A 17,896-nucleotide genomic window follows, 5' to 3' on the forward strand; every position below is an offset into this window, starting at 1 on the left:
GGGGGGATCGGGGGCTGTCCCCACCAGGCGTCGGCCGGTTGTCCTGATGGTTCGGTGGATCTTGACCGCGCAGGCTGGACACATCCGAACAGCAGGAAAGGAACGTCACCTTGCCGAAGTTGATGCGCCGTCGGACCGCGCGTGCCGTGACCGTCGCCGGCCTCGTCGCCGCGGTGGGCGCCACCATGACGGCCGGAAGCGCCGGAGCGATCGTCAACGGACGGGACTCCACCGAGCGCTACCCGTTCATGGCGTCGATCCCGATGTCGGCCCCGTCCGCGGGTCTGACCGACGGCGCCTGCGGGGCGTCGCTCATCGATCCGCAGTGGGTGCTGACGGCGGCCCACTGCGTGACCGGGCCGGTGGACCTGGACGGGACCGTCCGGATCGGCAGTGCCCAGCGGCACTCCGGCGGCACCGTCCGGTCCATCGATCTGACGGTGGTCCACCCTGGCTACCGGAATGGCGAGAACGTGGCCGCGAACCGCGACGACGTCGCACTGGTCCGGCTGGATCGCCCGGTCGCCCAGAAGCCCGTCCGGATCGCGAAGCAGCCGGGGCGGCCCGGCACCGACACGCGGCTGCTGGGCTTCGGCACGGTCGTCGACATCACCGAGCTGGCCGACGCGCGGTTCGCGGAGCGGCTGCAGGAGCTCGACACCCGCCGGGGAGCCGAGAGCGAGTGCGCCCCCGGCTACGCGGACCCCACCAGGCTGTGCACGATCAGCCGCGTGCCGGACGCCATGGCGTGCTTCGGGGACTCCGGCGGGCCGCAGATCCAGCGGGGCCGGGGCGGGCGGTGGGAGCTCATCGGCGTGACCTCCGGCCCCGGCGCCCCCGGGGTCCCCTGTTCGCAGGGTCCGGGTCTCTACACCAGTGCGCCCGCCTACGCGGACTGGATCCGGGACACCATCAGCCGCAACAGCTGACCGGCTGCCGCCCGCGTACGGCATCCGCTCCCCAGGCAGGTGCCGTACGGTGGGTCCGCGCAACAGCCAGGCCGGCCGACCGACCGCAACACGCCTGCCGCGCCTTGACCTTCACACCGGTGTGAAGCCCGATGATGCTGCCATGACGACCACCACATCCTTCGACCCGTACGCGCTCCTCGCGGAGAGCCGGCTCGGTATCCTCGCCACGATCAAGGCCGACGGCCGCCCCCAGCTCTCGCCCGTCATGCCCTTCTACGACCGTGCGGCGAACGCCATCCTCATCTCCACCAGGGAAGGCCTGGCCAAGACCGCCAACCTGCGCCGGGACGCCCGGGTCAGCCTGGAGGTGACCGGGCCGGACGGGCGCTCCTGGGCCACCGCCGAGGGCGTCGCCGGCCTGACCGGACCGGGCACCGACCCCGATGGGGCCGAGGTCGAGGCGCTGGTGGACTACTACCGCCGGGCCGCCGGCGAACACCCCGACTGGGCGGAGTACCGCCAGGCGATGGTCTCCGACCGCCGCGTGCTCATCACCGTCCCGGTCGACCACGTCTACGGCGCCCGGATCTGATCCGCCCCGCCGCCCGGCCCGTCGGCGCCGGGCCCGGGCGGCGGGGCGGCCCGTCAGCGCCGGGTCGCGGTGACGACCGTCGCGTCGAGGTCCTCGCACCAGCCGTCGGCCGCGTCGAGCCCGGCCGCGCGGGCGACGGCGAGGGCCGTCGGCGTCTGCCGCTCGCTGGTCTCGAACAGCAGCGAGCCGCCCGGGGCCAGCCAGCCCGGTGCCTCGGCGGCCACCCGGCGCAGCACGTCCAGTCCGTCCGCGCCGCCGTCCAGTGCCGGCCGTGCCTCGTGCAGACGGGCCTCGGGCGGCAGCAGCGCGATGTCGGCGCTCGGGACGTACGGGACGTTGGCCAGCAGGACGTCGATCCGGCCGCGCAGGTCGACGGGCAGCGCAGCGAACAGGTCGCCCTCGACGACCAGGGCCCCGGCCCCGGCCAGGTTGCGGCGGGCGCAGCGGACGGCGACCGGGTCGACGTCGGCCGCGTAGAGCTCGACCGGGTGCGTGGCGGCGGCCGCCACCGCGGCGGCGAGGGCGCCGCTGCCGCAGCAGAGGTCGACGACCACGGCGCCCGGGCCGGTGAGCGCGGTGGCGGTGGCGGCCAGGAACTCGCTGCGACGGCGCGGGACGAACACGCCGGGGTCGACGGCGATCCGCAGTCCGGCGAACTCGGCCCAGCCGACGACGTGTTCCAGTGGCCGCCCCTCGGCCCTGGCGCGGACCATCACACCCAGGTCGGCCGGTGTGGTGGCGGCGGCGAGCAGGATCCGCGCCTCGTCCTCGGCGAACACGCATCCGGCGGCACGCAGCCGGGAGATCACCGAGGAACGGAGGGCGGCGGAGGCAAAGACCGACAAGAGAACCCCTTGGGGGAATCGGGAGGAGACGGACGACTCCGTCAGGGCTCCCACAAGGGCCGGCGCCGCGCCGACGCGTCCGCGCTACGCGCGCGGGGCGCCCGCACGGCCGCGCTCCGGGAGCACCCGCTCGGACATACCGGTAATGGGGCTCACCTCCTTGAGTCGCGGTCATACTCGGCGTCGGCCACCCTACCGCACCGCCGACGCCGGTGATCAACCGGTGTTCCGGGGCTCGGCTCCGGTCGTCCGGGGCTCGGCACCCACGGCCCGGGGCTCGGCACCCACGGCCCGGGGCTCGGCACCGATGGCCCGGGGCTCGGGGCTCGGGGCTCGGGGCTCGGGGCTCGGGGCTCGGGGCTCGGGGCTCGGGGCTCGGGGCTCGGGGCTCGGGGCTCGGGGCTCGGGGCTCGGCACCGATGGTCCGGCCCTCAGCCGAGCTGGTCGGCCACCAGGGCGGCGAACTCCTCCGGGGTCATGACCGCCACGCCGAGATCCTCGGCCTTGGCGCGCTTGGAACCGGCCTTCTCGCCCGCGACGAGCAGGGTGGTGCGCTTGGACACCGAGGAGGAGGCCTTGCCGCCGGCGCGTTCGATCAGTTCGTTCATCGCGTTGCGGGAGAGTTCGGCGAGGGCGCCCGTCATGCTGCCGGTGACGACCACGCTCTGTCCGGCCAGCGGGCCCGCGGCGGTGCCGTCCGTGGCCGCCGAGCCGCCGTCCGCAGACGTGGCGGCGGGAGCGGTCGGCTCGGTCACCGCGGTACCGACGCCCTGGGCCGCGAGCCGGTCCAACAGCGCCGCCACGTCGACGAGTTCGGTGACGATCACAGCGGCCTTCTCGGCTCCGATGCCGTCCACGCCGGCCAGCGCCTCGGCGTCGGCGGCGCGGATCGCGGCCATGCTGCCGAAGTGCGCGGCGATCCGGCGGGACATCGTCCGGCCGGTGCCGCGGATGCCGAGGGCGCAGAACACCCGGTTCAGGGGGCGGCTGCGGGCGGTCTCGATGGCGGCGAGCAGGTTGTCGGCGCTGGTGTCGCCCATCCGCTCCAGGGTGAGCAGCTGCTCCCGGGTGAGGGTGAACAGGTCGGCGAGGTCGGCGACCAGCCCGGCCTCGACCAGCTGAACGGCCCGGGTGCCGCCGAGGCCCTCGATGTCGAGCTGGTCGCGCCCGGCCGCGTAGATCACCGAGGCCACCGCCTGGCAGGCCCGGCCGCGCACGCAGCGCCAGCGCTGCTCGGAGGTGTCGATCGCGTCACCGCAGCGCGGGCAGACCTCGGGGAAGGCGATCGGCTGCTCGGCGCCGGTGCGCTGGTCGACCAACGGCGCCTCGACGCGCGGGATCACGTCGCCGGCCCGGTAGACGAACACCTGGTCGCCGATCATCAGGCCGCGGCGCTCGATGTCCGCCGGGTTGTGCAGGGTCGCGTAGGTGACGGTGACGCCGTCGATCACCACCGGTTCGAGGACGGCCCGGGGCGCGATGATCCCGGTGCGGCCGACGTTCCACTCGACGCCGAGCAGCCGGGTGACCTGGTGCTGCGCCTGCAGCTTGCGGGCGACCGCCCAGCGCGGCGCGCGGGAGCCGGACCCGGCCGCCTCCTGGTCGGCCACCGCGTCCGCCTTCACCACGACGCCGTCGATCCCGAAGGGCAGCGCGGCGCGCAGGCCGGCGATCTCGTCGATCCGCTGCTGCGCCTCCGCGAGGGTGGCGCAGCGGCGCGGCGCGGCGGCGGTGCCGGCGGCGGTGTGGGCGCCGAGGGCGGCCAGCCGGACCAGCAGTTCGGCGTGGTCGAGGCCGGGCAGGCCGAGGGCGTCGTAGGCGAAGAAGGTGAGCTCGACGCGGTAGGCGCGGTCCTTGGCTCGCAGGGTGCCGGCCGCGCCGCTGCGCGGGTGGGCGAACGGGGTGGCGCCGTGGGCGGTACGGACGGCGTTGGCCTGCTCGAACTGCTCGTGGGTGAGCAGCACCTCACCGCGCAGCTCGACGTCGACCGGCTCGGCGAGCCGGTCGGGCAGGCCGAGCACGGCGTCGGCCGCGGCGGTGATGTCCTCCCCCGCCAGGCCGTCACCTCGGGTCAGCACCCGGGTGAGCCGGCCGGCCCGGTAGCGGGCGGCGATGGCGAGGCCGTCCAGCTTCGGCTCGACGCACCAGGCGGCGACCGGGCGACCGAGTCGACGCTCCAGGCCGGCCGCCCAGGACTCCAGCTCCTCGGCCGAGAAGACGTTGTCGAGGGAGAGCATCGGCACGCTGTGCGGGACGTCGCCGACCGCCGCGCCACCGGCCACCTTGCCGGTGGGCGACTCGGGCAGCACCTCGTCCGGGTGCTCGCGCTCGTAGGCCTCGATCGCCCGCACCAGGGCGTCGTACTCGTCGTCGCCGAGCGGGGTGGCGCCGTCGGCGTAGTACGCGGCGGCGGCCCGTACGGCGGCGGCGACGGCATCGGCGTAGGCCTGCGGGGAGGCCGGGGCGGCGGGAGAGGCCATGGTGGCTGCGTCCTTCATACCGCCATCATGGCGAGCCGCACTGACATTCGGCCCGGCCGAACGCGGCCCCCGACCCGACCCGCCGACCCGACCCGGCCGGCGGGTCGGCGGGCGGGCGGGACCGGCGGGACGCGCGGGCACGGCCCCGGGTTCCCGCCGGGGCGGTCAGTCCGGCTGGGGCCGGGTGCGTCGGGCGTAGGCGCGGGCCGCGCGGGCGCGGTCGCCGCAGCGGGTGGAGCACCAGTGGCGGCGGCCGTGCCGGAGGAGGTACCGGGTGCACGGGGTGGAGCCGCAGGCGGTGAGGCGGACGGCGTCGGGCCCGGTGAGCAGGTCCGCGGCGTCGGCGGCGAGGGTCGCCAGGGCGTGGTCGACGATCTCGGTGGTGGGGTGCGGTGCGGCACGGTAGGGGCCGTTGCCGTCGTCCCACCGCAGCAGCCGGGCGGTGGGGAGACGCGTCAGGGCGTCGTTGACGGCGGTCAGCGCGGAGGCGGGCGCGGGCAGCTCCGCGACCCGGGCCGCGAACAAGGTCCTGATCTGCTCCCGCATCGAGCGCACCTGCGCCGTGCACATCTCCCGCAGGCCGGCGTCGGCGGGCGCGAGCTCGTGCTCCAGGAGCCACTGTTCGGCGGACGCCGGTGTGCCCAGGCGGTCGACCACGTGTCCGCCGGGCAGCGTGACGGCGCTGTTGACCAGGGCGATCGAGGGGTACTGCTGCTCGCCCGTCGCAGGCGGCGGGGCGGGGTCGTCGTCGGTCTCCGTCATGAATCTCATGGTAGCGGTTGCGCTCATCCGTGAGAACGGGCTAGCTTTTCTCACGGATAAACCGCTTCAATCCGTGAGGTGTACTTCGCCATGGCTTCTTCCGACACGACCGTCGAGCAGTTCCCCGTCCGCCTCTTCGGCGGCCCGACCGCCCTCTTCGACTACGGCGGCCTGCGGTTCCTCACCGACCCGACCTTCGACGAGCCGGGCGACTACCAGCGGCCCGCCGGCCCACTGCTGACCAAGACCGCGCCCTCGGCCGGAAGCCCCGCGGACACCGGCCGCGTCGACGTCGTCCTGCTCTCCCACGACGAGCACCCCGACAACCTCGACCACTCCGGCCGGGCGCTGCTGGCCGACGTCCCGCTCACCCTCACCACTCCCGGCGGCGGCCGGCGCCTCGGCGGGACGGCCCGGGGGCTGGCCGACTGGGAGTCCATCACGCTGGACCGCCCCGGCGGCGGCACCGTCACCGTGACCGGCGTTCCCGCCCTCCACGGGCCCGGGTCCCGCGCGGAGGTCGAGGCGGTCACCGGCCAGGTCGTCGGTTTCGTACTGACCGGGGAGGGGCTGCCCACCGTCTACGTCAGCGGCGACAACGCCTCACTCCCCCTGGTCGAGGAGATCGCCCAACGGTTCGCACCCGTGGACACCGCGATCCTGTTCGCCGGGGCGCCCCGCTTCCCCGCTCTCTTCGACGGCGCGCCCCTCGTCCTGGACAGCGCCCAGGCCGCCGAGGCCGCCAGGATCCTCGACGCCCGCCGGGTGGTCCCCGTCCACCACGACAGTTGGGCCCACTTCACCGAGGACCGCGACGACCTGGTGGCCGCCTTCACCGCCGCCGGCCTGGCGGAGCGCCTCCGCTCGGCGTGACCAGCGCACCGGGTGGGGCGCGCCGTACGGAACGCCCCACCCGCTCACCCTTGAACCACCCGCCCTTGACCCGCCTACTCTTGAGCCGCCCGCCCGGCGGGGTGGCGCAGGCCGCCGGGGCTCAGCCGGGCAGCGGTGCCAGCGGCCTGGTCCGGTAGCCGTCGGCGGAGCCCGGGGGGACGAGGCAGGGCAGCAGCCACTCCCACAGGGCGCCGACGCGAAGGGCGCGCTCCTCGCCCGGGCAGCCGTCGCCGAACACCACCTCCAGCCCGCAGGCTGCCGCCACGACCAGGGTCTCCGGCCCGAGCGCGCCCGTGCGCTCACGCAGCTCACCGGCCCGCCGGGCGCCGGTCAGCAGGTCCCGGACGACACCGGCCCAGACGCCGTGGAAGCCCCGCATACCCGCGACCAGGGCGCCGGAGGCGACTCCGCCGGGAGGGGGCACGGCGGCCTGCGGCTGCCAGCCGCCACCCTCCCGGCCGAGCCGGAACGCCGCGCGGACCACGGCGTCCGACTCCAGGGCGTCGACCAGCCAGTGGCCCAGGTCGATCAGCGCCTGGAGGGGGGAGGAGGTGGCGCGCAGGGCGCCGCAGGCTCTGCGCAGCAAGCGCTCGGCCTGCTGGAACACCGCCTGGGCCAGCTCCTCCTTGGACACGAAGTGAAAGTAGAGCGCGCCCTTCGTCACTCCCGCCGCACCGGCGATCTCGCCGAGAGTGGCGCCGGCATAGCCGCAGCGGTCGAACAGCACCGCCCCCGCCTCGACCAGCCGTCCGCGCGTCCGTTCCGACCTCTCCTGCACCACCCGACCCACAACCCCTCACAACGACAAGCACGTTCCGACCACACCCGAGCGGCGCCCCGGCGGCGCCGGCGTCTTCCGCGCGTCCTCAGCCGACCCTGGTGAACCTGGCCGTGGCCGCCTCCGGCGCTGTGGCCGCGGCCGCTTCGCGGTCCGGGCGCTCCGGGCCGGCCAGCAGGATGGAGCGCTGCAGCCGGCGCAGCCCGGCCGAGGGTTCCATGCCCAGCTCCCGTACCAGGGTGTTGCGCAGGCGCTGGTAGGCCTCCAGGGCCTCGCCTCGTCGGCCGGAGCGGTGCAGGGCGATCATGTACTGGCCGTGCAGGCTCTCGTGGGTGCGGTAGCGGTCGACCAGGACGGTGAGTTCGGCGAGCAGCACACGGTGGCGGCCGAGCCGTAGGTCCGCCTCGATCCGCTGGTCCAGGGCACAGAGCCGGGTCTCCTCCAACCGCTTGGCCTCGACGGCGAGTTGGCCGCCCGCGGGCACATCGGCGAAGGCCGGCCCACGCCACAGGCCGAGCGCCTCGCCGAGCATCCTGGCGGCCAGCGGGTGGTCGTCGCCGTCCATGGCCCGGTAGCCCATGCCGGCGAGCCGCTCGAACTCGCGGACGTCCGTCAACCCGCCGCCGCTGTTCAGCATGTAGCCGCCGGGCGAGGTCACCAGCACGTCCTTGGCGCAGGAGACCCCTGCGGCCGTGCCCACCTGGGCGAGCGCCCGGTCGATCATGTCGCGCAGCTGGAGCACGTACGTCTGCACGGTGGTGCGCGCGCTGCGCGGCGGGCGGCCCGACCACAGTTCCTCGGCCAGCACCCCGGCCGGAACGACCTGGTCGGCCCGCAGGGCCAGCAGCCCCAGGACTTGACGCGGTTTCGGCGCCGACGGCACCACCGACACTCCGCACACCCGGACGTCCAGCGCCCCGAGCACCCGAATTTCCACGATGACCACCCCAATCACACGGAACGCCGCAGGCCGATCCGCCGCGGCCGGCACCCGGGTCGACACCCCTAGGGCGACTGTCACCAGTCAAAAACAGGACGCGCGGTTTGTCAATACAAAACCGAACGCGCTGTTTGTTTCCGTGGGATGAGTGGCCGCCACCAAGGTCGTGGCGCGGCATCCACGCCGTGCCACGACCCGGGCACGCAGCGCATCCGCGCACGGACAAACCGAAGGCGGCGTCGGACCCCCATGGATCCCGCGCCGCCGCCAATTCGCCCACACCCGCACCGACCACCGACCAGCCGGCCGCCGGCCGGCCGACCATCGCCCGGCCTGCCGCCGCTCGGACGCCCCCGCGAGCAGGGAGGCCACCGAGCCTCGATCAACTCCGCACCGGCCAGCGAGACTTCCGGCCGCCGTCGGACCGTCAGCCCACGCCGACCCCGTCCGCGACCACCTGCGCCTCCGGCTGCGACTCGCCCGGCGCCTCGGCACCCTCCGCCGCCGCCCGGGCGGCCGCCACCTCGGCGACCACCTGGGCGCCGCGGTCCGGTCCCATCTGCAGCGAGCCGAGCACACCCGGCACCGCGACGCTCGGCATCAGGTGCTGGAACAGCCCGGCGGCCCGCCGCTCGAGGTCGGCGCGCCCGGAGAGCTTCTGCGACTGGATCTGCACACCCGTCCACGCGGCCGTGACCAACCACGCCGTGTCGGCCGGGACGACGTGCGGCAGCAGTTCGCCGCGCTCGCCCGCTGCGACGAGCAGCGCCTCCAACCGGCTGATCCAGCCCGGGATCGCACCGCCGCCGAGGTCGTCGAAGACGTCCTGGCCGAGGGAGAGCCGGGCCCCCGCGCTCAGCAGCGGATCACGTGGCATCAGATAGGCCACCACCATCCCGGTGTCCACGAACTCCTGCAGTTTGCAGACCCGTTCGGGCACACCGTCCTGGACGAACTGCTCCTCGACGACACCCTGGGCCAGATCCCGCTTGGAGGCGAAATGGAAATACACCGCACCGCGCGTCACGCCGGCCCGCGAGACCACCTCGCCGATGGTGGCGCCCTCGTAGCCGAACTCGTCGAAGACCGACGCCGCCGCCTCCAGGATCAGCCGACGCGTCCGGAGCGCCCGCTCCTGCCGTACCACCGCAACCACCCCACCCAGAGCTCCCGGAAAACAAAACCAAACACCCCGTATCTTAGCTACCGGTGGCCTACGGCCGACAAGACGATGTCGGCGAATCGCCTCAAACGCTCCCCCTCCCCACCGCATGGTCCGCACTTTGCCCACGGGTCGCCGGCCCGTCGACGGGTGGCCAAAAGCGGGGTCGGCGCCGCACGCCACCTGGCAGCAGAAAACCGAACGATCGGTATCTGAATTCGGACATCCAGGGCCCGGAAGCCGATCCCGGAGGCTCCACAACCACACCGGTGAATACGCCGGACGACCGCACGAGGCTCGGCGGAGGCCTACGGGGGGACCGGTCGCCGGGCCGGCGCAACTCCCGCCGCGCCGGCGGGCGTCAGGGCAGCACGGCCACCGCCTCCACCTCCGCCAGTTGGTCGTCGTAGCCGAGCACCGAGACGCCGAGCAGGGTGCTGGGGGCGTCGTGCTCCCCCATGTACTCGCGATACACGTTCCACACCGCCACCAGGTCGGCCCGGTCGGCGGAGGCCACGTACACCGTCGTCCGGGCGATGTCGGTCAGCCCGGCTCCGGCGTCCTCCAAGGTGGTGATCAGATTGCGCATCACCTGGTGGGCCTGGCCCTCGTAGTCGCCGACGGCGACCGTCCGCCCCTCGGCGTCGAGCGGGCAGGCGCCCGCGAGCCAGAGCGAGCGGGCCGGGGCGTCGACCACGGCCGCATAGGCGTAGTCGACGGTCGAGGTGAGGCGGGAGTTTCGGATCAGCTTGACGGCACTGCTCATGGGGCACTCCGAAGGTCTCGACCGAACATTTGCGCCCATCGTTGGTTTCTCCTGACCGACCGTCAAACCATTTACCAGCGGTTTCCCCTTTACCTCGGGCCCGGTGCGCCCACGATTCACCGGTATGGGTGATGGTGGGCCGACCCGCCGGGCCGGAATCCTGGTGCCTCCGACCGCGCGCGTCGACGGCGCGCCGAACACCAGGGGTCATCGATGGAATCCCAACCGCCGTATCGCGACGAGGCCTTCGGAGTCCGGCGGCGCCGGATGCTGGGCCTGGCGCTCGGGGCGGGACTCATCCCGGCACTCGCCCCCGCGGCCGCGGCCCGAGCCGCGAACCACGCGGCGCCCCCGGCCCTCCCGTCCGCCGCCCTCGGCCGCCGGGTCGCCGAGGTGGCCGCCGCCCAGATCGGCGTGCCGTACGCCTGGGGCGGCGGCGACCGGCTGGGGGCGAGCCTCGGCTTCTGCGACGAGGAGAACGGCTACCTCGACGGCACCTGCCTGGGCGAGAGCACGGTCGGCTTCGACTGCAGCGGACTGTCCCTCCACTGCTGGTACCTGGCCAGCCACGGCAGCGTCGAACTCGGGCACTACACCGTCGCCCAGTTCCACCGCAGTGCGCCGGTGGAGCGCGACGCCCTCGCCCCGGGCGACCTGCTCTTCTTCTCCCGCCCGGACGCGCCGTTGCACCACGTCGGAATCCACGTCGGCGACGGCGCGATGATCCACGCCGAGCGCACCGGGACGCTGGTGGCCCAGGTCGACCACGTCCTGGACGTCCCGCGCTGGGCGGGCGAGTTCGCCGGCGCCCGGCGCCCCGGGCCGGCCGCCTGACCGCACGTGACGGCAGGCCCTAGACGCTGCCGCGCCGTTCCCCCAGGCCCCGGTGGACGCGCAGCAGCAGTTCCTGCAGCACCTGCCGCTCCCGCTCGTCCAGCGGCGCCAGCACCTCGTCCTGCACGGCGCGCGCCCGGGCGTCCAGCTCAGCGAGCAGCGCCCGCCCGGTGTCGGTGACCGCCACCGAGACCCGGCGCCGGTCGGCCTGGTCCCGGGTGCGCTCGACGTACCCGGCGGCGGCCAGCCGGTCCGCGACCTTGGCCATGTCGCTCGGGTCCACGCCCAACCGCTGGACCAGGTCCCGCTGGGCGTGCGGCCCGAAGTCGGCGAGCGCAGCCAGCACGGCCATGTCCCAGAGCCGCAGGCCGCGTTCGGCGAGCCGCTCGGCGAGGCGGCCTCGCGCGGTCCGGCCGATCCGGGCGAGCAGGAAAGTGCTGAGGTCGAGCAGCGTCGGCGGCAGGGCGGGCGTGGGGGCAGGGACGCGGTCGAGGTCGGGGAGCGGGGGTTCGGTGGCCATGGCGGCAGTTTAGGGTCGATCCCTATAGTGGGTGCGGACCCACTAATATTCCGAACCCAGGAGCCTCGACCGTGGACGCCCTGTACCCCCGCCTGCTCGTCACCCGCTTCGCCGCGTGCTTCGACTTCTACCGGGCGGTCCTGCCACCACTCACCGGGGCCACCCTGGTCAAGGGCACGCCCGACGGCCCCTACGCCAACTGGGACGTCGACGAGCAGGCCGTCCTCGTGCTCTACGACCGCGCCTCGATGGCCGCCACCCTGGGCACCACCGACCTGCCCGACCGCCCGGGCGCCCCCGCCCAGGACGCCGCGATGCTGGTCTTCCGGGTGTCCAGCGTGGACGACGCCCTCGCCCTCTGCCTGCGCCACGGTGGCACCCTCGTCGTCGGCCCGACCGACCGCCCCGCGTGGGGGCCGAACCTGCGCACCGCCCACCTGCGGGACCCGGACGGCCACCTGATCGAGCTGCAGTCCTACTGAGCCGACGGCGCCCGGACGGACGTCGAGGCGGGTCGGCCGAGGGGCCCGAGGCCGGCTGACCGACGGCGCCCACGGCAGGAGGGGCGGCCGCCCCCTGCCGCGGCCTGACGGGGACAGCCGAAAGCGCCCGATACCCAGAACGGCCCGCCCTCTCCTGTCACAGGTCGGCGGGCGGCAGGCCGAGCTGGTCGTGCCAGGCCTGCCGACCCACCGGGGTGACCGCGATGGCGCGGGTGGTACCGATCCGGCTGAGCCATCCGGCGGTGAGCGCGTGGGTGCACAGCGCGGCCCCAGCCGCGCCGCCGAGGTGGGGGCGGCGCTCGGTCCAGTCCAGGCAGGCCCGCACGAGCGGGCGGCGGGATCCGTTCGGCAGGGTGATGCCGAGTTCGCCGTCCAGGCCCGGCCGTCGAGCAGGGCCAGGCAGAAGGCGGCCCGGGTGCCGTCGGCCAGCAGCCCGGCCACGGCGGACAGGTCCACCCCCACGTCCCGGTCCGCATGCCGTTCGTCCATGCCTCGACGTAGCGTTCCCGGGTCCGCAGGGCCGCCCGTGCCCTCGGCATGGAGGAGCCATGACCGCAGCCCACCCGACCGTCGCCGCTTCGCCACGGCCGGACCTGGTCGTCACCGACAGCCCCACGGTCGCAGACCTCGCGCTGGTCTCCGACGCGCTGGACCGCTTCAACGTCGAACGGACCGGGGTCGACGACCGCCGCCCGCTCGCCGTCCTGGTCCGTGAGCCCCGGACGCGCCGGATGCTCGGCGGGCTGACCGGGCGCACCTCGCTCGGTCTGTTCTTCGTCGACCTGTTCCACCTGCCGCCCGGGCTGCGCGGCCAGGGGCTGGGCGCGGAGATCCTGCGGCGGGCCGAGGAGGAGGCCCGCGCCCGCGGGTGCCGCTCGGCCGTGCTCTACACGATCAGCTTCCAGGCCCCGGGCTTCTACCTCAAGCACGGGTGGCGGCTGCTGGGCGAGGTTCCCTGCGATCCGCCGGGCACCAGCCGGGTCTTCCTCACCAAGCAGCTCTCCGCCGCCGGGTGACGCGGCGGCGGGCGAACGAGTCCTGACCGCCGGGCGGCCCCCGTGCTCCCGGCGGTCAGCGGCGGGCGGCGGCGGTCAGTTGTGGAAGACCTGCAGTTCGCGAACGGCGTCCTCGAACTCCTCCGGCAGCAGCGTGCGGTCGGCCGGCTGCTCGGCGGTGCGGGCGGCCCCGGCGGCCACGCCGTCGGCGTGGGCGAGCGCGTCGGCCGGGGAGGCCGGCGAGCAGGCGTGTCCGAGCGCCGGCGAGCGGCCGTCGGCGCCGGGGACGTGCCCGAGGATGGCGGCGCAGTACCGGACGTCCGGTACGGGCAGCGGGCGGAGCGCGGCCGAGGTCGCCGGGGCGGCGGCGACCGCTCCGGCGAGGGTGAGACAGCCGAACGCGGGGGCGACGAGCCGGCGCGGGATGCGCATGAGTACCTCCGAAACGGTCCGGGACAGGCCGGAACAGGGGGACGGCGGCGGCCGTGGACGAGGCCGCCCGCGCCCATTCGACGGGCGGCCCGCTCCCCCGGCCCGACCGACACACCGCAGACCGCACTAGTCGTACGTATGCCGCTGGATCGCCGACCGGGCCCGTCCGGGATGGCACCGGGCCCCGCCCGGGTCAGCGCCCGGGGTCGCCCTGCCCGGGGTCGTTCGCCCACAGCTCGGCGCTGCACGCCGCCACCAGCGCGCCGATCCTGGCCCAGGCCTCCTCCGCGGGCAGCGGTTCGAGCCGGCGGCCGTCCCGCAGCCGCAGCGCGACCAGGTCGTCCGCGGCCTCCTTGGCCCCGATCACCGCCTGGTAGGGCACCAGCCGCGCCGCCCGGATCCGGGCGCCGAGGCTGCCGTGTTCGGGCCCGGCGACCTCGGCGCGCAGTCCCAGGTCGAGGCAGCGCTGCCACAGCCGCTCGGCCTGCGGCAGTTCACCCTCGGAGACCGGGAGCAGCACCACCTGCGCGGGGGCCAGCCAGGCCGGGAACGCGCCGCCGTACAGCTCGATCAGGTGGGCGACCACCCGCTCCACGCTGCCGATCACGCTGCGGTGGACCATCACCGGCCGGTGCTTGGCGCCGTCCGGGCCGATGTAGTGCAGTCCGAACCGCTCGGGCTGGTGGAAGTCGATCTGCACGGTCGACAGGGTGAACTCGCGTCCGGCGCCGTCGGCGATCTGCACGTCGATCTTCGGCCCGTAGAACGCGGCCTCGCCCTCCGCCGCCTCGAACGGCACCCCGGAGCGCTCCAGGACGTCGGTGAGCAGCGCGGTCGCCCGCTCCCACAGGGCAGGATCCGCCACGTACTTGCCGCCCGCGCCGGGCAGCGAGAGCCGGTAGCGGACCGGTTCCACGCCGAGCGCGCGGTGCGCCTCGCGGATCAGCTCCAGCGCGGCGACGGCCTCGTCCGCGGCCTGCTCCGGGGTGCAGAACACGTGTGCGTCGTTCAGCTGGATCGCCCGGACCCTGGTCAGCCCGCCCAGCACGCCGGACAGCTCGGAGCGGTACATTCCGCCCAACTCCGCCATCCGCAGCGGCAGTTCCCGGTAGCTGTGGGGGCGGGAGCGGAAGATCAGGGCATGGTGCGGGCAGAGGCTCGGCCGCAGCACCATCTCCTCCGAGCCCAGCTCCATGGGTGGGAACATGTCCTCGCGGTAGTGCGCCCAGTGGCCGGAGATCTCGTACAGCTCGCGCTTGCCGAGCACCGGCGAGTACACGTGGCGGTAGCCGGCCCGCCGCTCGCGTTCGCGGATGAACTCCTCCAGGGCGTGCCGGATCGCGGCGCCGTCGGGCAGCCAGTAGGGCAGGCCGGAGCCCATCAGCGGGTCGGTGTCGAACAGGTCGAGTTCGCGGCCGAGCTTGCGGTGGTCGTGCATGAGGGGTCTCCACTCGGGTGGGCGGGCGAGTGGACCGGAAACGGCGAAGCCCCGGGGCACTCGCCCCGGGGCTTCGGACTAGGTCAGCAGTCAGCGCGCCGGGACTCTCTCCGGCGTCGTCGTGGCGAGTGCAGCGCGCTTCATGCCGTCCACGGTAGCAGGGCGCCGGCCGCCGCGGCGATCTTTACGGCGCACCCGCTCAGTGGAGGACCACGCAGCCGCGTGCGTCGAGTTCGCCGAGCAGTCGCGGTGAGGGCCGCACCTCGTTCCACCGCAGGTCCAGCTTCTCCAGTGCGGGCAGCTCGGCCAGCCAGCGCGGCAGTTCGGTGATCCGGTTGCCGCGCAGGTCGAGCCGGCGCAGCAGCGGCAGCCCGGCGAGCACCGGCGGGACCTCGGCGAGCGCGTTCTCCCGCAGGTCGAGTTCGCGCAGTCCGGTGAGCCCACCGAAGGTGTCCGGCAGGGCGGTCAACCGGTTGCCGCGCAGCCAGAGTTCACGCAGTCCGACCAAGCCGCCGAGGCTTTCGGGCAGCGCCGTGAGCCGGTTGTGCTGGGCGCGCAGCTCGACCAGGGCGGTCATCTCGCCGACGGTGGCGGGGAGTTCGGACAGCCGGTTCTCGCCGACGTTGAGGTAGCGCAGCACGGTGAGCCGGCCGAGCGTGTCCGGCAGGGCGGTCAGCGCGTTGTCGTGCAGGTAGAGGAAGTCGCCGAGCGCGATCAGGTCGCCCAGCTCGGCGGGCACCCCGGTGAGCCGGTTGTGCCCGAGGTCGAGGGTGCGCAGCCGCCGTAACCTCCCCACCTCGGAGGGCAGTTCGGTCAGGCCGGTCTCGGCGAGGATGAGCACGGTCAGGTCGGTCCGGTCCCACACCTCGGCCGGCACCGCGCCCAGCGGCCGGCGCCAGAGGTTCAGCGTCACGTCTGTCACGCCGACCATTCTCCCGCCGCCGCTCCGGGGCGACGGGGCCCACGGGGCCGACGGGGCAAAGGAGGTCGACGGGGCAGAGGAGGTCGACGGGCGGGCTCACCGGGCCGGGCCGGGGATGCCTACACCCCCGCACCCCCCGGCGGTACGGCCGCGGTGCGCCCGTGCCGTCGGCAGGGTGGAACAGGCGGTCGACGACGCGGTGCAGAAGCTCCCGGGGAGCACCGGCACGGTCGCGGCGGCCCAGCGCGGTCCGTACCGGTCGGCGGCCCGGCGCACCAGCTCCGGTCCGGTCCGGTCCGGGTGGGGCGGGAGGCGTGGCACGGAGCGGACCGGCCGTCGGACCGGCCGTCGAGGTGGCCGCCGCGCAGGCCCCGCCGTCCGCGTAGGCCGAGCGCCTCGACGTCGCCCCGGTCGAAGGAGATTCGCCAACCCTCCCACCAGGCGTCATGCACGCCCCACCAGGCGGGAATCCTGGCGTGCCGGTCCCCCCTTGACGGCTCGTCCGGTCACCGCGCCGAGGCCGGACGGCCCGCCTAGGGCTCGGCGGGGACCTCGGCGTTCTGGGCGGTCAGGTACTCCTCGCGGATCACCTTCGGCCCGAACGGCCAGGCGCCCTCGGCCCTCGACCACACCAGGTAGGCGAGGCCGCCGAGGCCGACCCAGGCCAGCGACCACTCGATCGGGTGGACACCCGGGTTGGCCTTGTCCGCGTAGCCGTAGATGACCAGCCAGCCGACGGCGGCGACGACGCCGGGCAGCGGGTAGAGCACCATCCGGTACGGGCGGGCGAGTTGCGGCTGCCGCTTGCGCAGCACCGTGACGGCGGCGATCTGGGCGAGCGCCTGGACGATCACCATGACGCTGGTCAGCAGGGTGATCAGGATGGTCAGCGGCGGGTGCTCGGCGGAGCTGCCGATGTGCCGGGCGAACAGGAAGCCGGCGGCGGTGACGGTGCCCATGGCCACCAGGCCGACCACCGGGAAGCCGTGCCTGGGGTGCAGTCGGCCGAAGGCGCGGAAGAACATCCCGTCGCGGGCCGCGTCGTACGGCACCCGGGACCCGCCGAGCAGGCCCGTGTAGACGGAGGCGAAGGCGGTGATCAGGATCAGCACCGTCACGGTGTCGGCGGCGCCCTTGCCCCAGGTCTTCTCCAGTACGGCGGAGGCGACCGATTTGGAGGCCACGTTCCCGGGGTCGAGCATGTCCTTCCAGTCGATCACGCCGAGCACGCCGATCTGCATCAGCAGGTAGATGCCCATGATGGCGGTGATCGAGAAGATGATGGCGCGCGGCATCACCCGGCCCGGGTTCCTGATCTCCGCGCCGAGGTAGGAGGCGGTGTTGTAGCCGAGGTAGTCGTAGATGCCGATGGTCAGGCCGGCGGCGAAGCCGATCCAGAACTGCCCGTGGGTGAGCTCGATGGCGTGGGCGGGCCAGTCGAAGGCCATCGAGGGGTGGAAGTCGGTGAACGAGGCGACGATCACGGCCGTGACGGAGATGATCATCACGGCCCACATCACGACGGTGATCCGGCCGATGTTCTCGACCCTGCGCCACAGCAGCAGCACGACGAGGGCGAGGATCGCGACACCCACGGCGTCGCCCTGACCGGTCGTCATGTCCGGCCACAGGTAGGCCAGGTACTGCACCAGGCCCTGGACGCCGGTGGACATGATCAGCGGGATGAAGAGCATCGCCGTCCAGACGAACAGGAAGGGCATCAGCCGCCCACTGCGGTACTGGAAGGCCTCGCGCAGGTAGACGTAGGTGCCGCCGGCGCCGGGCAGCGAGGCGCCGAGCTCGGCCCAGACCAGGCCGTCGACCAGGGCCAGGAGCGCGCCGGCGATCCAGCCGACGACGGCCTGCGGACCGCCGAAGGCGGCGACCATCAGCGGGATCGTGACGAACGGTCCGATGCCGCACATCTGGCTCATGTTGATCGCGGTGGCCTGGAAGAGGCCGATTCTTCGGGTGAAACCTGAGGACACGGGTGGCTCCGGGAAGGTGGGGGGAGACAACGCGCGCACAGGTGGCCACCGGGGACGCGGAGTTCAGGATCCCGACCGGAGCACCGACCGTCAATAGCCATAGTTAGGAAACTTTCCCAAACCTGGACGGCGGC

19 protein-coding genes are annotated in these 17,896 nt (G+C 74.2%); 6 read left to right on the forward strand and 13 right to left on the reverse strand.

Going from position 1 to position 17,896, the window contains the following annotated elements; translation table 11 throughout:
* The first annotated feature begins 122 nt into the window (after window positions 1-122).
* Together ACIOJE_RS29315 and ACIOJE_RS29320 are read left to right on the forward strand one after the other, a co-directional pair.
* Window positions 123-929, forward strand: coding sequence for a S1 family peptidase (locus ACIOJE_RS29315; protein ID WP_400780263.1), 807 nt, complete (start codon window positions 123-125; stop codon window positions 927-929).
* 142 nt (window positions 930-1,071) lie between these two features.
* Window positions 1,072-1,503, forward strand: a complete 432-nt coding sequence (locus ACIOJE_RS29320; protein ID WP_280681917.1) for a PPOX class F420-dependent oxidoreductase — start codon at window positions 1,072-1,074, stop codon at window positions 1,501-1,503.
* Between the two features lie 53 nt (window positions 1,504-1,556).
* Here the strand turns inward: ACIOJE_RS29320 and ACIOJE_RS29325 are convergent, their stop codons facing one another.
* From ACIOJE_RS29325 to ACIOJE_RS29335, 3 genes are all read right to left on the reverse strand, one after another.
* Window positions 1,557-2,348, reverse strand: coding sequence for a putative protein N(5)-glutamine methyltransferase (locus ACIOJE_RS29325; protein ID WP_280681915.1), 792 nt, complete (start codon window positions 2,346-2,348; stop codon window positions 1,557-1,559).
* A gap of 431 nt (window positions 2,349-2,779) precedes the next feature.
* On the reverse strand, window positions 2,780-4,846 hold the full coding sequence (ligA, locus tag ACIOJE_RS29330; RefSeq protein WP_400780189.1) for an NAD-dependent DNA ligase LigA: 2,067 nt from the start codon (window positions 4,844-4,846) through the stop codon (window positions 2,780-2,782).
* Window positions 4,847-4,993: 147 nt separating this feature from the next.
* The gene (locus ACIOJE_RS29335) at window positions 4,994-5,590 is read right to left on the reverse strand and encodes an ABATE domain-containing protein (protein WP_280681911.1); all 597 of its coding nucleotides are present in this window, start codon (window positions 5,588-5,590) and stop codon (window positions 4,994-4,996) included.
* 90 nt (window positions 5,591-5,680) lie between these two features.
* On the opposite strand from ACIOJE_RS29335, the gene ACIOJE_RS29340 reads away from it, so the two are divergent.
* A complete protein-coding gene (locus tag ACIOJE_RS29340; protein ID WP_280681909.1) occupies window positions 5,681-6,463 on the forward strand; it encodes an MBL fold metallo-hydrolase in 783 nt (260 codons plus the stop codon).
* Between the two features lie 121 nt (window positions 6,464-6,584).
* On the opposite strand, the gene ACIOJE_RS29345 is transcribed toward ACIOJE_RS29340, so the two are convergent.
* From ACIOJE_RS29345 to ACIOJE_RS29360, 4 genes are all read right to left on the reverse strand, one after another.
* Window positions 6,585-7,265, reverse strand: coding sequence for a ScbR family autoregulator-binding transcription factor (locus tag ACIOJE_RS29345; RefSeq protein WP_280681907.1), 681 nt, complete (start codon window positions 7,263-7,265; stop codon window positions 6,585-6,587).
* A gap of 85 nt (window positions 7,266-7,350) precedes the next feature.
* The gene (locus tag ACIOJE_RS29350) at window positions 7,351-8,199 is read right to left on the reverse strand and encodes a BTAD domain-containing putative transcriptional regulator (RefSeq protein WP_400780192.1); all 849 of its coding nucleotides are present in this window, start codon (window positions 8,197-8,199) and stop codon (window positions 7,351-7,353) included.
* Window positions 8,200-8,629: 430 nt separating this feature from the next.
* Complete coding sequence (locus ACIOJE_RS29355) at window positions 8,630-9,358, reverse strand: ScbR family autoregulator-binding transcription factor (RefSeq protein WP_280681903.1); 729 nt, start codon at window positions 9,356-9,358, stop codon at window positions 8,630-8,632.
* Between the two features lie 367 nt (window positions 9,359-9,725).
* Window positions 9,726-10,130: a RidA family protein gene (locus tag ACIOJE_RS29360; protein ID WP_400780195.1), complete on the reverse strand. Its 405-nt coding sequence runs from the start codon at window positions 10,128-10,130 to the stop codon at window positions 9,726-9,728.
* 213 nt (window positions 10,131-10,343) lie between these two features.
* Here ACIOJE_RS29360 and ACIOJE_RS29365 point away from each other — a divergent pair, with 213 nt between their 5' ends.
* Window positions 10,344-10,964 carry a C40 family peptidase gene (locus ACIOJE_RS29365; RefSeq protein WP_400780196.1) on the forward strand — a complete coding sequence of 207 codons (621 nt, stop codon included), beginning with the start codon at window positions 10,344-10,346 and terminating at the stop codon, window positions 10,962-10,964.
* A gap of 19 nt (window positions 10,965-10,983) precedes the next feature.
* On the opposite strand, the gene ACIOJE_RS29370 is transcribed toward ACIOJE_RS29365, so the two are convergent.
* Window positions 10,984-11,484, reverse strand: a complete 501-nt coding sequence (locus ACIOJE_RS29370) for a MarR family winged helix-turn-helix transcriptional regulator (RefSeq protein WP_400780198.1) — start codon at window positions 11,482-11,484, stop codon at window positions 10,984-10,986.
* A 71-nt stretch (window positions 11,485-11,555) separates the two neighbouring features.
* On the opposite strand from ACIOJE_RS29370, the gene ACIOJE_RS29375 reads away from it, so the two are divergent.
* Complete coding sequence (locus ACIOJE_RS29375) at window positions 11,556-11,966, forward strand: VOC family protein (RefSeq protein ID WP_280683675.1); 411 nt, start codon at window positions 11,556-11,558, stop codon at window positions 11,964-11,966.
* A gap of 157 nt (window positions 11,967-12,123) precedes the next feature.
* Here the strand turns inward: ACIOJE_RS29375 and ACIOJE_RS29380 are convergent, their stop codons facing one another.
* A complete protein-coding gene (locus ACIOJE_RS29380) occupies window positions 12,124-12,312 on the reverse strand; it encodes a hypothetical protein (RefSeq protein ID WP_400780200.1) in 189 nt (62 codons plus the stop codon).
* A gap of 223 nt (window positions 12,313-12,535) precedes the next feature.
* Between ACIOJE_RS29380 and ACIOJE_RS29385 the strand changes: the two genes are divergently transcribed.
* On the forward strand, window positions 12,536-13,003 hold the full coding sequence (locus ACIOJE_RS29385; protein WP_400780202.1) for a GNAT family N-acetyltransferase: 468 nt from the start codon (window positions 12,536-12,538) through the stop codon (window positions 13,001-13,003).
* A 75-nt stretch (window positions 13,004-13,078) separates the two neighbouring features.
* Here the strand turns inward: ACIOJE_RS29385 and ACIOJE_RS29390 are convergent, their stop codons facing one another.
* From ACIOJE_RS29390 to ACIOJE_RS29405, 4 genes are all read right to left on the reverse strand, one after another.
* Entirely contained in the window at window positions 13,079-13,414 is a 336-nt protein-coding gene (locus tag ACIOJE_RS29390; protein WP_400780204.1) for a hypothetical protein, read from the reverse strand.
* Window positions 13,415-13,607: 193 nt separating this feature from the next.
* Window positions 13,608-14,852 (reverse strand): threonine--tRNA ligase, encoded by a 1,245-nt coding sequence (gene thrS / locus ACIOJE_RS29395; protein WP_400780206.1) that lies wholly within the window; start codon window positions 14,850-14,852, stop codon window positions 13,608-13,610.
* A gap of 199 nt (window positions 14,853-15,051) precedes the next feature.
* Window positions 15,052-15,774: a leucine-rich repeat domain-containing protein gene (locus tag ACIOJE_RS29400; RefSeq protein ID WP_400780208.1), complete on the reverse strand. Its 723-nt coding sequence runs from the start codon at window positions 15,772-15,774 to the stop codon at window positions 15,052-15,054.
* Between the two features lie 533 nt (window positions 15,775-16,307).
* Window positions 16,308-17,762 (reverse strand): APC family permease, encoded by a 1,455-nt coding sequence (locus ACIOJE_RS29405; RefSeq protein ID WP_280683667.1) that lies wholly within the window; start codon window positions 17,760-17,762, stop codon window positions 16,308-16,310.
* Between the last annotated feature and the right edge of the window lie 134 nt (window positions 17,763-17,896).

The organism is Kitasatospora sp. NPDC087861 (assembly GCF_044742585.1).
Taxonomy (GTDB): domain Bacteria; phylum Actinomycetota; class Actinomycetes; order Streptomycetales; family Streptomycetaceae; genus Kitasatospora.